This window comes from Lysobacter auxotrophicus, from assembly GCF_027924565.1.
Lineage (GTDB): Bacteria > Pseudomonadota > Gammaproteobacteria > Xanthomonadales > Xanthomonadaceae > Lysobacter_J > Lysobacter_J auxotrophicus.
Genome location: NZ_AP027041.1, coordinates 1,499,900 through 1,511,819, shown reverse-complemented (window position 1 = coordinate 1,511,819; position 11,920 = coordinate 1,499,900). Strand labels below are relative to the sequence as shown.

Genomic DNA, 11,920 nt, shown 5'->3' with positions numbered 1-11,920 from the left:
CGCAGATCGCTGCATCGCACGCCCCGCCCCTCTCCCCAACCCCTCTCCCGTTGGGAGAGGGGCTCAAACCTCAGCGCGCGTCCGCCAGCGCCTTGATCTTCGCGTGATGCTCGACCAGGTCCGCGCGCTCGACCACGAAGATGCCCATCTGGCCGACCTTGAACTCCACCCACGCCATCGGCAGTTCCGGCAGCAGCTCGACCAGCGCGCGCTCGGCCTCGCCGACTTCGCAGATCAGCAGGCCGTTTTCCGTCAGATGCTCCGGCGCGTCGCGCAGGATCTTCAGCGCGAGGTCCAGGCCGTCGTCGCCGGCGCGCAGGCCGAGTTCCGGCTCGTGCGAATACTCCTGCGGCAGCGCGTCGGTTTCGTCGTTGGTGACGTACGGCGGGTTGGTGACGATGAGGTCGTACACCTGGCCCTGCAGCTGGTTGAACAGGTCCGACTTGCGCAGCGTGACATTGTCGGCGTGCAGGCGCTGCTTGTTTTCCTGTGCGAGCGAGAGCGCGTCGTCGTTGATGTCAACGCCATCGACCTCCCAGTGCGGGTGGTAGTGCGCGGTGGCGATCGCGATGCAGCCCGAACCGGTGCACAGGTCGAGCACGCGCTCGATCTCGCGGCCGCCCAGCCAGGGCTCGTAGCTGTGCGGGATCAGTTCGGCGATCGGCGAACGCGGCACCAGCGCGCGGCGGTCGCTCTTGAAGCTCAGGCCAGCGAACCACGCCTCGCCCGTCAGGTACGCCGCCGGCACGCGCTCGTCGATGCGGCGCTGGAACAGCGCCAGCACCTTCGCCTGCTCCGCCGCGGTGACGCGCGAGGCGCCATACACGGGGCTGAGGTCGTGCGGCAGGTGCAGCGCGTGCAGGACCAGTTGGGTCGCTTCGTCCACCGCGTTGTCGTAGCTGTGGCCGAAGGTCAGGCCGGCCTCGTTGAAGCGGCTGCCGCCATAACGGATCAGGTCGATGATCGAGACCTGCTCGAAGGTGACGGGAGTGGGGGTCGAGCCGTTCATGGCGGGGCCTTTCGAAGGGGGCGAGGATTATACGAGGCCCGGCCCGGTATCATGCCCGCGCCCATTGCCGGGCGCGATTCGACGCCGCCATGTTCAGCCGCACCACGGTCACCATCCTGATCGCCGCCCTCGCCGCCGCCCTCGGCCTGTGGGCCGCGCAGCACTTCTTCGCGCCGTCCGCAGGCTCCTCGCTGCCGCAGACGCGTGCCGTTCGCCTGTTCGAGCCGGCCCGCACGCTGCCCGCCTTCACGCTGCGCCAGTCCGACGGCACGCCGCTGGTGCCGGGCGAACTGAAGGGCCACTGGACGCTGGTCTTCCTGGGCTTCACGCATTGCCCGGACGTGTGCCCCACCACGCTGGCCGAAATGGCCAAGGCGCAGAAGCAGTGGGCCGCGCTGCCGGAAACCACGCGTCCGCGCGTGCTGTTCGTGTCGGTGGACCCCGAGCGCGACACGCCCGATCGCATCGGCGAATACGCGCACGCGTTCCATCGCGACACCATCGCCGCCACCGCCGACATCCCGGCGCTTGAGCAGTTCGCCAAGTCGTTGAGCATGGTGTTCGCGAAGGTGCCGCCGCCGGAAGGCGTGCGCGCCGACCAGTACAGCGTGGACCACAGCGCCTCGATGGCGGTGCTCGACCCGCAGGGCCGCATGGCGGGCCTGGTGCAGCCGCCGTTCGATCCGGCGGCGATCGCCGCCGACATGACCGCGCTGACCCAGGCGTGGAAACCGGTGAAGGAATGAACCGGAGCAGGAAGGGAGTCGCGCCTCGCTTCTCGTTCCTTTGCACTCGTTGCCACTAACCTCGATCCCATTCGAAGCCACGCCGACTCCATGAGCCTGATCACCGCCCTCACCTACGTCCTGCCGCACCGGCTGCTCTCGTCGATGGCGCGCGCGCTCGCGTATTCGGATAACCCGCGCCTGAAGCAGTGGCTCATCGATGCGGTGACGCGCCGGTTCGGCGTGAACCTCGCCGAGGCCGCGCAGCCAGATCCGACGAAATACCCGACGTTCAATGCCTTCTTCACCCGTGCGCTGAAGCCCGGCGCACGCGTCGCCGATCCCGATCCGCGTGCGCTGGTGATGCCGGCCGACGGCCACATCAGCCAGTGCGGTCCGATCGAGAACGGCCGCATCTTCCAGGCGAAGGGCCAGTCGTTCACCGCGGCCGAACTGCTCGGCGACGCGAACGATGCGGTGCCCTTCAACGATGGCCTGTTCGCGACGGTCTATCTGTCGCCGCGCGATTACCACCGCGTGCACATGCCCTGGACCGGCCGCCTGCGCGAAACCGTGCACGTCCCGGGCCGCCTGTTCAGCGTCGGCACCGCGGCGGTGGCGAACGTGCCGCGCCTGTTCGCGCGCAACGAGCGCCTGGTGTGCCACTTCGATACCGACTTCGGCCCGATGGCGTGCGTGATGGTCGGCGCGCTGCTGGTGTCGGGCGTGGAAACGGTGTGGAGCGGCGAGGAAATCCCCGCGTACGGCGATCGCATCAACCGCAAGGACTGGCGCGCGGAGAACATCACGCTCGACCGCTTCGCCGAGATGGCGCGCTTCAACTACGGCTCCACCGTCATCGTGCTGCTGCCGCGTGGCGTGGCGACGCTGGATCCGTCGCTCGGTGCGGAATCGCCGGTGCGGCTGGGGCAGAAGCTGGCGACGCGTACGATCTGATGCTCCCGTAGCTGTTGTAGCCCGGGTAAGCGAAGCGCACCCGGGTTCGACGTTGCGAGCGATCATCCCGGGTGCGCTCCGCTTACCCGGGCTACAAAACCGTTATTCGGTTCTGGGCACCGACCGCGCCAGGCCCCGCTGCGCCAGCCAGTAGCTCGTGAGCACCGCGAACGACGCCGCCGCGAACGGCGCAACGAAACGGTCCCACGCCAGCAATGCGTCGGACAGCACGAACAACGCCCCACCCCACGCGCCGCACAGCGCGGCGCCGTCGCGTCGGCGCCACCACACCGCCGACGCCTGCGCAGCCATCGCGGCGAGCACGATCACGTAGACGATCACCGGCACGCGCAGTTCTCCGGGCAAACCGGGCCACAACTGCGCGAGCACCGCGCCGGCGACGAGCGCGTACAGCACGAACGGCCAGGCCGCAGCGAAGAAGCGTTCGCGCTGGCGCAGCGCGAGCAGGTAGGCCAGGTGCGCGAGCAGGAAACTCGCCAGCCCCGCCACGAACGCATCGACCGGCAGCATCAGGAACACGTCGCCTGCCGTCGACAGCGCGAGGCCGACCAGCAACCACGTGCGATAACGCGGCGCGTCCGAGGGCAAGCGCCACACCGACCAGGCGATCAGCAGCGTCGTCAGCGGCTTGAAAACCCAGTGCAGCCACGGCATCGCCGGACAGTACGCACCGACGATCGCGAGCAACGCGGTGGCGGCCACGACGACCGCGAGCGCGACCGGCGTACGCGTCACAGCGCGAGCCGGCGTTGCCATTGCAGCGGCACGTGGATGCGCTTGGTCCAGTCGTTGTCCCAGTCGACCGCGAGGCCGGCAAGGCGCAACGCATCGGCGATGCGCGCGCCTACCGCGAGCGCCGGGGCTTCGCCGCCTTCGGTCGCGCCGTAGTTCAGCCACAGTCCGCCGCCTTCGACCGCGCGCTCGGTGTCCTGCATGTGGAAGAACGCGTACCCGTGCACCGGGCCGCCGCGTTCCCGCGCGGCGTCGATCTCGTCGCCGATCTCCGCCACGCCGCAGGTGCCGCAGCAGGTGAAGTTCTGCCGGCACACCACGCCCTGCGTTTCCAGCGCGGCGAAAGCCTGCTCCAGGCGATCGTGATCGGTCAGCTCGGGCCAGCCGGCCGCCTCGTGGCGATAGGCCTCGGCCTCGTCTTCGAGGATGCGTCGCGCGTGCGTGCGCAGCACGTCTTCGCCGTGCGGCTGGAGTTCCAGCACTTCCAGCGCGTTGTCGATGATGGAATCGCCCTCGACGTACCCGCCGCGAAGATCGCGTGCGATGTAGCCGCGCAGTTCGTCCAGTTGTTCTTCCAGCGAGGGCGCGCCGTGCGTCGGTCGCGCCTGCTTACGCTGGAACAGCCCCACGATCTTCCCCCAGACCATGCCCCACTCCCCTGCGTCCCTGTGGTGGGCGCAGCATGGACGGTCCGGCGGCGCGACTCAACCTTCGCAGGCGTCGAGCTTGAGCTTCTGCCCGGGCTTGATCGCGAACCGCGGCGCCTTGAGCTTGTTCGCGCGGGCCAGATCGCCGGTGTCGCACTGGAACTTCTGCGCGATGGCGGTCAGCGTTTCGCCGCGCTTGACGGTGTAGGTCGAAGGCTTGGCGGGCTTGGACGGCTTGCTGCGAACCGGCGCCGGCGTGGCCGACGCGCTGCCGATGCCGGCGCTTTCGGCCTCGTACACCGCGTCCTCGGCCTGCACCGGCGTCACCGGGCCGGTGCGCACGATGGCGCGCGAGGCATCGCTCATCACCAGCGTGTGCGCCAGTTCGGCGCGTTGGCCCTGCGTGCAGTAACGGCCATAGAGCCCGGCGATCTTGGTGGTCGCGGCGAGCGTGGTGCCGGTCGGCAGGTACTGGTCGGCCTGGTAGCGCGGGTTGAGGTTGCGCAGCGCGCGCATGAACCCCTCGCGCGTACCGCCATTGCCCAGGCAGATGGTGAGTTCGTAGATCGAACTGGGCTTGACCAGGCGCAGCGCCGCCGGGCGCGCGTCGACGCGCGGCATCGTCAGGCCGTATTCCTTCGGATGCAGGAACAGCCACGCCGCGGCGATCACCATCGGCACGTAGTCGCGGGTTTCGGCCGGGAACTGGTTGTAGACCGACTCGTCCCAGAAATTGCCGCCGCCGGAGCTGTTGAACACGCGCTGGGCGCGGCCTTCGCCGCCGTTGTAGGCGGCCAGCGACAGCTCGATGCTCCTGTTGAGCGTGCCCAGGCGCTCGTTGAAATACTCCGCCGCGGCGGCCGCGGAGGCGCGCGCGTCGTAGCGCGTGTCGAACCCGGTGCCGTCGTCGCCCAGGCCGAAGCGGCGGCCCGTGGCGTACATGAACTGCATCGGCCCGGCGGCGCCGGCCCGCGAGGTCGAGTGCACGCGGCCATTGGATTCCTTCGCCATCACGCCGAACAGCAGCGCTTCGGGCAGCCCGGCGCGCTGGAACTGCGGCCACATCGTCTGGCGCAGGTACTGGTAGTTCTCGAACGTGTCGATCAGCGACGGCCGCATGTCGGTGAGCCAGCGGCGGATGCCCGCCTGCACGGCCGGGTTGTACTGGACCATCTTCACGAACTGCTGCCCGTCGGCGCTGAGCAGCGCGGCCGCGCGCGCGGCTTCGGGCACGTCGGCGGCGATGGTGCCGGCGATGTTCTCGTCGTCGTTGTCCTCGGGCACTTCATCGCCCGAGGCCACGTCGGCGTTCTGTTTCAGCAGGCGCTTGTACGCGGCGAGCATGGTGGTGGGCGAGCAGCCCTTCTGCTTCACGCAGGCGGCCATCACGTCTTCCATGTCCTCCAGCGCGGCGTCGACTTCGGTGCGGCCGGCCGGATCGGCATTGCCGATCTTCACCAGCCCGGCGCGATAGCGCGTCTCGGCGGCCTGCATGCGCGTGTTGAGTGCGTCCACCGCGGCCTGGTCGCGCTTGGACAGCGCGTGCGCCTGCGGCATGGCGGCAAGGAGAGCCAGCGCGAGCAGCGCGGCGGAAGAGCGGGCGATCACGTGCATGGACAGCGCAGAAGCGTGGAAGCGGGGGCAACGCAGGGTATCCGGCCGCGAGCGAGCAGGACAAGCCGGAAACGTCCGATATGTGGGGACCGTCCCGCGCGGCGTGGCCGGATGAACGGCGTCGATGCCGGCGATTCAGGCAGATTCGCAAGATGAACACGGCGGCGGGCGCGCGCGCCTAGAATCGCCGCAACTCCGCTGCTGCACTCCCCGAGATCCCTATGGACCCCATCCTGCTTGGCAAGGCCGTCACCACGCCGCAATCGCTGCCCGACTCGCAGGGGCACGTCTTCCTGCAGCCGAAGTTCGGCAACCGCCACGGGCTTGTCGCGGGCGCCACCGGCACGGGCAAGACGGTCACGCTGATGACGCTGGCCGAAGGCTTCTCGCGCCTGGGCGTGCCGGTCTTCCTGGCCGACGTGAAGGGCGACGTGGCCGGCCTGGCCGTCGCGGGCACGGCGAACGACAAGCTGCTTGCCCGCGTCGCCGAGATCGGGCTCGCGAACTACGCCGCCGAAGCCAACCCCGTCGTGTTCTGGGACATGTTTGGCAAGCTCGGCCATCCGGTGCGCACCACCGTCAGCGAGATGGGGCCGACGCTGCTCTCGCGCGTGCTCGAACTCAACGACACGCAATCGGGCGTGCTCGACATCGTCTTCAAGCTCGCCGACGACCGCGGCCTGCTGCTGCTCGACCTGCACGACCTGCGCGCACTGCTCGGGCTGGTGGCCGAAGAGCGCAAGGACATCTCGACCAGCTACGGCCTGGTGAGCGCGCAGTCCATCGGCGCGATCCAGCGTGCGCTGCTGCGTCTGGAACAGGAAGGCGGCGAACTGTTCTTCGGCGAGCCGGCGCTTGAGCTGGTCGACCTGATGCGCACCACGCCCGATGGCCGCGGCGTGATCAACATCCTGGCGTCCGAGCAACTGGTGCTGAAACCGCGCCTGTATTCGAGCTTCCTGCTGTGGCTGCTGTCGGAGTTGTTCGAAACGCTGCCGGAAGTGGGCGATCTGGACAAACCCAAACTCGTGTTCGTGTTCGACGAAGCGCACCTGCTGTTCGACGATGCGCCGCCGGCGCTGCAGCAGCGCGTCGAGCAGGTGGTGCGACTGATCCGCTCCAAGGGCGTAGGCGTGTATTTCTGCTCGCAATTCCCCGACGACGTGCCCGACGACATCCTCGGCCAGCTCGGCAATCGCGTGCAGCACGCGCTGCGTGCGTTCACGCCGCGCGACCAGAAAGCGGTGAAGACCGCGGCCGAAACCTTCGTGCCCAATCCGGCGCTGGACGTGGCGAAGACGATCTCGCAGCTCGGCACGGGCGAGGCGCTGGTGTCCACGCTCCAGGACAAGGGCGTGCCGATGCCGGTGGAGAAGACGCTGATCGCGCCGCCGCGCTGCCGCATGGGCGCGATCACCGAGGCCGAACGCCTGCAGGTGCGTAATACCAGCGCGGTGGGCCACAAGTACGACGAACGCGTGGATCGCGAATCGGCATCGGAGATCCTCGCCGCGCGCGCCGACAACGCGGCGCAGCACAGCAAGGCGCCGCCGGCGCGGTCGCGCGCGCAGGACGAGGCCGAGGACAGCGGCTTCGGCCAGGCCGTCAAGGATGCGGTGTTCGGTACGAAGCGGCGCCAGGGCATGGTCGAGACCATGGCCAAGCAAACGGCGCGCACCGTCGGCAGCCGCATCGGGCAGCAGATCGTGCGCGGACTGCTCGGCAGCATCTTCGGTGGCTCGAAGCGTTGAACGTCGCCGCCTTTCTTCCCCCTCGCAAGGAGCTTGTGATGTCGAAGTCCGCCGTGAACGCACGAACCGTCCTGCTCGCCGCGCTGGCCGTCGCCGCGTTGTCGGCGTGCAAGCCGCAGGCGCCGACAGAGCCCGCCGCAACGCCCGCCCCGCCCGAAGCCGCGGCGCCACCGGCTGCGCCCGCCGCCGATGCGCGTCCCTCCGCGCAAGGCGCGCCGTTCGACGCGAAGGCCTTCGCCGGCACGTTCACGGGCACGCTGCCCTGCGCCGACTGCCCCGGCATCGACACGCGCATCGAGCTCGCGGCCGACGGAACGTACACCGTCACCGAGTCCTACCGCGAGCGACCGGCGCAGGAGCTCAAGGGCGACGGCACGTGGACGGTCGAAGAAAACAACCAGCGTCTGCGGCTGGATCCCAACAGCAAGTCGGACCACGACCGTTTGTTCGCGATCCTGTCGAACGACGAGATCCGTCAGCTCGACATGGAAGGCAAGCCCATCGAAAGCAGCCTGCCGTACAACCTGAAGCGTTCCGCGCAGTAAGGCATTTGTAGCCCGGGTAACCGAAGCGCGCCCCGGATGTTTTGAGCCCCTCTCCCTCCGGGAGAGGGGTTGGGGTGAGGGTCGGGACGTGCAGTGCAGCGATGCGGCCGATGTCATCGCATCGGTTCGCAGGCTTCGTGAACGTTACGGCGCTGCACTTCACCCCTCCCCAACCCTCCCCTGCATTCGCAGGGGAGGGAGTCCCTGCATCACGACGCGTACCAACCGGAGTCCCCATGGGCCGCTGGCGTCCACCGCAAGAAAAAAGCACCGCGCTCATCACCCGCGAGGGACACGACCGGCTGAAGGCCGAGCTGGACGAGCTGTGGCGCGTGAAGCGTCCCGAAGTGGTCAAAGCGCTCGCCGCCGCCGCGGCCGAGGGCGACCGCTCGGAGAATGCCGAGTACACCTATCGCAAGAAACAGCTCGGCGAGATCGATCGCCGCGTGCGTTACCTGTCCAAGCGCGTGCCCGCGCTGCGCGTGGTGGACACCGTGCCCAGCGATCCGGACGCGGTGTTCTTCGGCGCGCGCGTGGAGATCGAGAACGTCGCGACCGGCGACACGCAGCGCTATCGCATCGTCGGCCCCGACGAAACCGATGCGAAGACCGGCGCCATCAGCATCGATTCGCCGCTGGCGCGCGCGATGCTCAAGAAGCGCCTCGACGACGAGTTCGAGGCGATGTTGCCCGGTGGCGCGACGCGTTTCGCGATCATCGACGTCGCCTACGAGTGACGACGCCTGGCGCCATCACCTTCCGCGATGCGCGCATGGAGGACGCCGAGGCGATGAGCGCGCTCGTCATCACGCTGACGCAGCGCTGGATCGCACCGGACTGCACGCAGGGCGGCGTGGCGCGGCTGATGGATTCGATGTCGCCCGCCCGCACGGCGCAACGACTGCGCGAAGGCCACCGTCACGTCGTCGCCGAACGCGACCGGCGCATAGTCGGTGTCGCCGCGTTGCGCCTGCCCTCGCACCTCTACCACCTGTTCGTCGCCGACGACGCGCAGCGGTGCGGCATCGCACGGCGTCTCTGGAACGAAGTGCGGACGAGCGCCGCGCCCGGGACACCGATCACCGTGAACGCATCGCTGCACGCGTTTGATGCCTACCTGCGCATGGGTTTCGAACCGGCGGGACCCGCGCGGCTGGAGGACGGCGTGCGTTCCGTGCCGATGGTGTTTCCGGCGCGGTAAGCACGTCGGGCACGCTTGGGTTAGCTTGCGCGCATGGACACCGACGACCTCCGGGGCCTGCTGACGGCCATCGCGATCGGCCTGCTCATCGGCGTGGTGCGCGAACGCGGCCACGGCGAAGGCGGCGCGATCGTCGCCGGCATCCGCACGCATGCGATGGTCGCCACCGCCGCCGGGGTCGCGGCCGTCATCGGGCCCGCCGCGCTGGCGGCGGTGCTGTTGGCGATCGGTGCGCTGGCGCTGGCGGCTTACGTGCGCACGCGCGACGACGACCCGGGCCTGACCGGCGAGATGGCGCTCCTCGTTACCGCGACGCTTGCCGCGCTCGCGCTGATCCACACGGCCGTTGCCGCGGGCCTGGCGGTGGTCAGCGCCGTGCTGCTGTTCGCGAAGCATCCGCTGCGGCGTTTCGCGCGCGAGGTCGTCAGCGAACGCGAGGTGCAGGACGCGCTGCTTCTCGCGGCGTCCGCGCTGGTGATCCTGCCGTTGCTGCCCGACGAGCCCGTCGACCCGTGGGGCGTGCTGGTGCCCTCCAAGTTGTGGAAGCTGGTCGTGCTGGTGATGGCGGTCGGCATGCTCGGCCATGTGGCGCTGCGCGCGGTCGGCGCACGCTGGGGCTTGCCGGTCGCGGGGTTTTTCGCGGGATTCGCCTCGTCGACCGCTGCCGTCGCCGGCTTCGGTCAGCGCTCACGGGAGGCGGACGAACTCACCGCCGGTGCGGCATCCGCCGCGCTGCTCGCCAACCTCGCCTCGTTGCTGCTGCTGGTGGGCATCGTCGCCACGGCGGCGCCCGCGCTGTTGCGGGCGAGCGCGTGGCCGCTGGCGGCCGCGGCGGTGGTGCTGGCGTTGGGTGCGGCGATCGGGCTAAGACGCCAGGGCGCGGCGCCGACGCTGCCGGACGAACCGCAGGCGCGCGCGTTCAAGCTGAGCCACGGACTGTTGCTTGCGTTGATGATCGCCGTCGTGCTCGTCGCATCGGCGTGGTTGCGCAGCGTGTTCGGCGACATCGGCGCGTTGGCGACGGCGGTGCTGGTCGCGCTGGTGGAACTGCACGCTTCCGCGGCGAGCATCGCGCAGTTGTCGGCGGCCGGCGGGCTGACGATGACCCATGCGCAGTGGGGCATCGCGGCGTTGCTCGCATCGAGCGCGATAGCCAAGACCGTGCTCGCGTTCGCCAGCGGGAACCGGCGTTACGGGCTGCTGGTCGGCGGCGGGCTGATGGGGATGGCGGTCGCGTGCGCGGTGGCGACGGGAGTGGTCGTCGCCGGTTGAACGCCGTTTGCTATGCGGTTGCCGGGCGGTCGGCCTGACGCTTCGGGGCGATGACAGACGCATTTGCCGCCGGCGAGGAATCAATCCTCGAACGGCACTTCGCCGAACAGGTCGTGTTCGTCGCTGCCCATGATCTCCACGTCGACGAATTCGCCCGGCTTCACGCCGGCCATGAAGCCGTTCTGGATCTGCACGAGGCCGTCGATTTCCGGCGCGTCGTACATCGTGCGCGCGATGGCGAGTTCGCCGTCGACCGCATCGACGAGGCAGCGCTGCCTCGTGCCGACCTTGGCTTCCAGCTTCATCGCGGAAATCCCGGCCTGCTTCTCCATGAAGCGCGCCAGGCGCTCCTGCTTCACTTCTTCCGGGATCGAATCCGGCAGTGCGTTCGCGGTGGCGCCTTCCACCGGCGAATAGGCGAACGCGCCAACGCGGTCGAGCTGCGCTTCATCGAGGAAATCCAGTAGTTCCTCGAACTCGGCTTCCGTCTCGCCCGGGAAACCGACGATGAAGGTGGAGCGGATGGCGATGTCGGGCGCGATGGTGCGCCAGCGCTGGATGCGTTCGAGCGTCTTGTCGACCGCGCCCGGACGCTTCATCAGCTTGAGCACGCGCGGGCTGGCGTGCTGGAACGGGATGTCCAGGTACGGCAGCAGCTTTCCGTCCGCCATCAGCGGGATGATGTCGTCCACGTGCGGGTACGGGTACACGTAGTGCAGGCGCGTCCAGATGCCCAGCTCGCCCAGTCCTTCGCACAACGCCTTCATGCGCGTCTGGTACGACTTGCCGCGCCATTCGCGCTCGGCGTACTTCACGTCGACGCCGTAGGCGGAGGTGTCCTGCGAGATGACCAGCAGCTCCTTCACGCCGCCCATCGCGAGCTTCTCGGCTTCGCGCAGCACCTGGTCGACCGGACGGCTGACCAGGTCGCCGCGCATCGACGGGATGATGCAGAAGCTGCAGCGGTGATTGCAGCCTTCGGAAATCTTGAGGTACGCGTAGTGCTTGGGCGTGAGCTTGATGCCGGTGTCCGGGACGAGGTCCAGGAACGGATCGTGCTTGGGCGGAAGCGCCGCATGCACGGCGGTCATCACGCTGCCGTAGTCCTGCGGTCCGCTGATGGACAGCACGCCCGGATGGGCTTCGCGGATCTGCTCGGGCTTCTTGCCCAGGCAGCCGGTGACGATGACCTTGCCGTTCTCCGCGATGGCCTCGCCAATGGCGTCCAGCGATTCGGTCACCGCCGAGTCGATGAAGCCGCAGGTGTTGACCACGACGACGTCGGCGTCGTCGTAGGTCTGCACGATGTCGTACCCCTCCACGCGCAACTGGGTGAGGATGCGTTCGGAATCGACGAGCGCCTTCGGGCAACCGAGGCTGACGAAACCGACTTTGGGATTGGCAAGGGACATGGAGCGGACCGGCGACGATGGGACAGGCGCGGCG

The 11,920-nt window shown here is 68.9% G+C and carries 12 protein-coding genes; 7 read left to right on the top strand and 5 right to left on the bottom strand.

From position 1 onward, the window contains the following. Window positions 1–70: 70 nt before the first annotated feature. The gene (gene prmB / locus LA521A_RS06790) at window positions 71–1,009 is read right to left on the bottom strand and encodes a 50S ribosomal protein L3 N(5)-glutamine methyltransferase (RefSeq protein WP_281781551.1); all 939 of its coding nucleotides are present in this window, start codon (window positions 1,007–1,009) and stop codon (window positions 71–73) included. Window positions 1,010–1,098: 89 nt separating this feature from the next. On the opposite strand from prmB, the gene LA521A_RS06785 reads away from it, so the two are divergent. Together LA521A_RS06785 and asd are read left to right on the top strand one after the other, a co-directional pair. Continuing rightward, window positions 1,099–1,755, top strand: a complete 657-nt coding sequence (locus tag LA521A_RS06785; protein WP_281781550.1) for an SCO family protein — start codon at window positions 1,099–1,101, stop codon at window positions 1,753–1,755. Window positions 1,756–1,845: 90 nt separating this feature from the next. Next, window positions 1,846–2,691, top strand: coding sequence for an archaetidylserine decarboxylase (gene asd / locus LA521A_RS06780; RefSeq protein WP_281781549.1), 846 nt, complete (start codon window positions 1,846–1,848; stop codon window positions 2,689–2,691). Window positions 2,692–2,793: 102 nt separating this feature from the next. Here asd and LA521A_RS06775 read toward each other — a convergent pair whose 3' ends face one another. From LA521A_RS06775 to LA521A_RS06765, 3 genes are read right to left on the bottom strand one after another with little or no spacing between them, the layout of a single operon-like run. Then, window positions 2,794–3,447, bottom strand: a complete 654-nt coding sequence (locus tag LA521A_RS06775) for a lysoplasmalogenase (protein WP_281781548.1) — start codon at window positions 3,445–3,447, stop codon at window positions 2,794–2,796. Next, window positions 3,444–4,091, bottom strand: coding sequence for a DUF6891 domain-containing protein (locus LA521A_RS06770; RefSeq protein ID WP_281781547.1), 648 nt, complete (start codon window positions 4,089–4,091; stop codon window positions 3,444–3,446). Before LA521A_RS06770 ends, LA521A_RS06775 begins: the two co-directional genes overlap by 4 nt. Before the next feature lie 57 nt (window positions 4,092–4,148). Beyond that, complete coding sequence (locus LA521A_RS06765; RefSeq protein WP_281781546.1) at window positions 4,149–5,705, bottom strand: transglycosylase SLT domain-containing protein; 1,557 nt, start codon at window positions 5,703–5,705, stop codon at window positions 4,149–4,151. Between the two features lie 221 nt (window positions 5,706–5,926). Between LA521A_RS06765 and LA521A_RS06760 the strand changes: the two genes are divergently transcribed. The 5 genes from LA521A_RS06760 to LA521A_RS06740 all read left to right on the top strand — a co-directional run bounded on the left by LA521A_RS06760 (window position 5,927) and on the right by LA521A_RS06740 (window position 10,474). After that, complete coding sequence (locus LA521A_RS06760) at window positions 5,927–7,456, top strand: helicase HerA-like domain-containing protein (RefSeq protein WP_281781545.1); 1,530 nt, start codon at window positions 5,927–5,929, stop codon at window positions 7,454–7,456. 38 nt (window positions 7,457–7,494) lie between these two features. Then, on the top strand, window positions 7,495–8,001 hold the full coding sequence (locus LA521A_RS06755; RefSeq protein ID WP_281781544.1) for a copper resistance protein NlpE: 507 nt from the start codon (window positions 7,495–7,497) through the stop codon (window positions 7,999–8,001). Between the two features lie 236 nt (window positions 8,002–8,237). Further along, window positions 8,238–8,738, top strand: coding sequence for a transcription elongation factor GreB (greB, locus tag LA521A_RS06750; protein WP_281781543.1), 501 nt, complete (start codon window positions 8,238–8,240; stop codon window positions 8,736–8,738). Then, complete coding sequence (locus LA521A_RS06745; protein WP_281781542.1) at window positions 8,735–9,202, top strand: GNAT family N-acetyltransferase; 468 nt, start codon at window positions 8,735–8,737, stop codon at window positions 9,200–9,202. Before greB ends, LA521A_RS06745 begins: the two co-directional genes overlap by 4 nt. Before the next feature lie 33 nt (window positions 9,203–9,235). Then, window positions 9,236–10,474, top strand: coding sequence for an MgtC/SapB family protein (locus LA521A_RS06740; protein ID WP_281781541.1), 1,239 nt, complete (start codon window positions 9,236–9,238; stop codon window positions 10,472–10,474). An 80-nt stretch (window positions 10,475–10,554) separates the two neighbouring features. On the opposite strand, the gene rimO is transcribed toward LA521A_RS06740, so the two are convergent. Continuing rightward, the gene (gene rimO, locus LA521A_RS06735) at window positions 10,555–11,886 is read right to left on the bottom strand and encodes a 30S ribosomal protein S12 methylthiotransferase RimO (protein ID WP_281781540.1); all 1,332 of its coding nucleotides are present in this window, start codon (window positions 11,884–11,886) and stop codon (window positions 10,555–10,557) included. Between the last annotated feature and the right edge of the window lie 34 nt (window positions 11,887–11,920).

Excerpts from the sequence above, each read along its gene's own strand:
- prmB (WP_281781551.1), bottom strand. The coding sequence starts at position 1,009 with ATGAACGGCTCGACCCCCACTCCCGTCACCTTCGAGCAGGTCTCGATC.
- LA521A_RS06770 (WP_281781547.1), bottom strand. The coding sequence starts at position 4,091 with ATGGTCTGGGGGAAGATCGTGGGGCTGTTCCAGCGTAAGCAGGCGCGA.
- rimO (WP_281781540.1), bottom strand. The coding sequence starts at position 11,886 with ATGTCCCTTGCCAATCCCAAAGTCGGTTTCGTCAGCCTCGGTTGCCCG.
- LA521A_RS06755 (WP_281781544.1), top strand. The coding sequence starts at position 7,495 with ATGTCGAAGTCCGCCGTGAACGCACGAACCGTCCTGCTCGCCGCGCTG.
- LA521A_RS06765 (WP_281781546.1), bottom strand. The coding sequence starts at position 5,705 with ATGCACGTGATCGCCCGCTCTTCCGCCGCGCTGCTCGCGCTGGCTCTC.
- LA521A_RS06740 (WP_281781541.1), top strand. The coding sequence starts at position 9,236 with ATGGACACCGACGACCTCCGGGGCCTGCTGACGGCCATCGCGATCGGC.
- greB (WP_281781543.1), top strand. The coding sequence starts at position 8,238 with ATGGGCCGCTGGCGTCCACCGCAAGAAAAAAGCACCGCGCTCATCACC.
- LA521A_RS06785 (WP_281781550.1), top strand. The coding sequence starts at position 1,099 with ATGTTCAGCCGCACCACGGTCACCATCCTGATCGCCGCCCTCGCCGCC.
- asd (WP_281781549.1), top strand. The coding sequence starts at position 1,846 with ATGAGCCTGATCACCGCCCTCACCTACGTCCTGCCGCACCGGCTGCTC.
- LA521A_RS06760 (WP_281781545.1), top strand. The coding sequence starts at position 5,927 with ATGGACCCCATCCTGCTTGGCAAGGCCGTCACCACGCCGCAATCGCTG.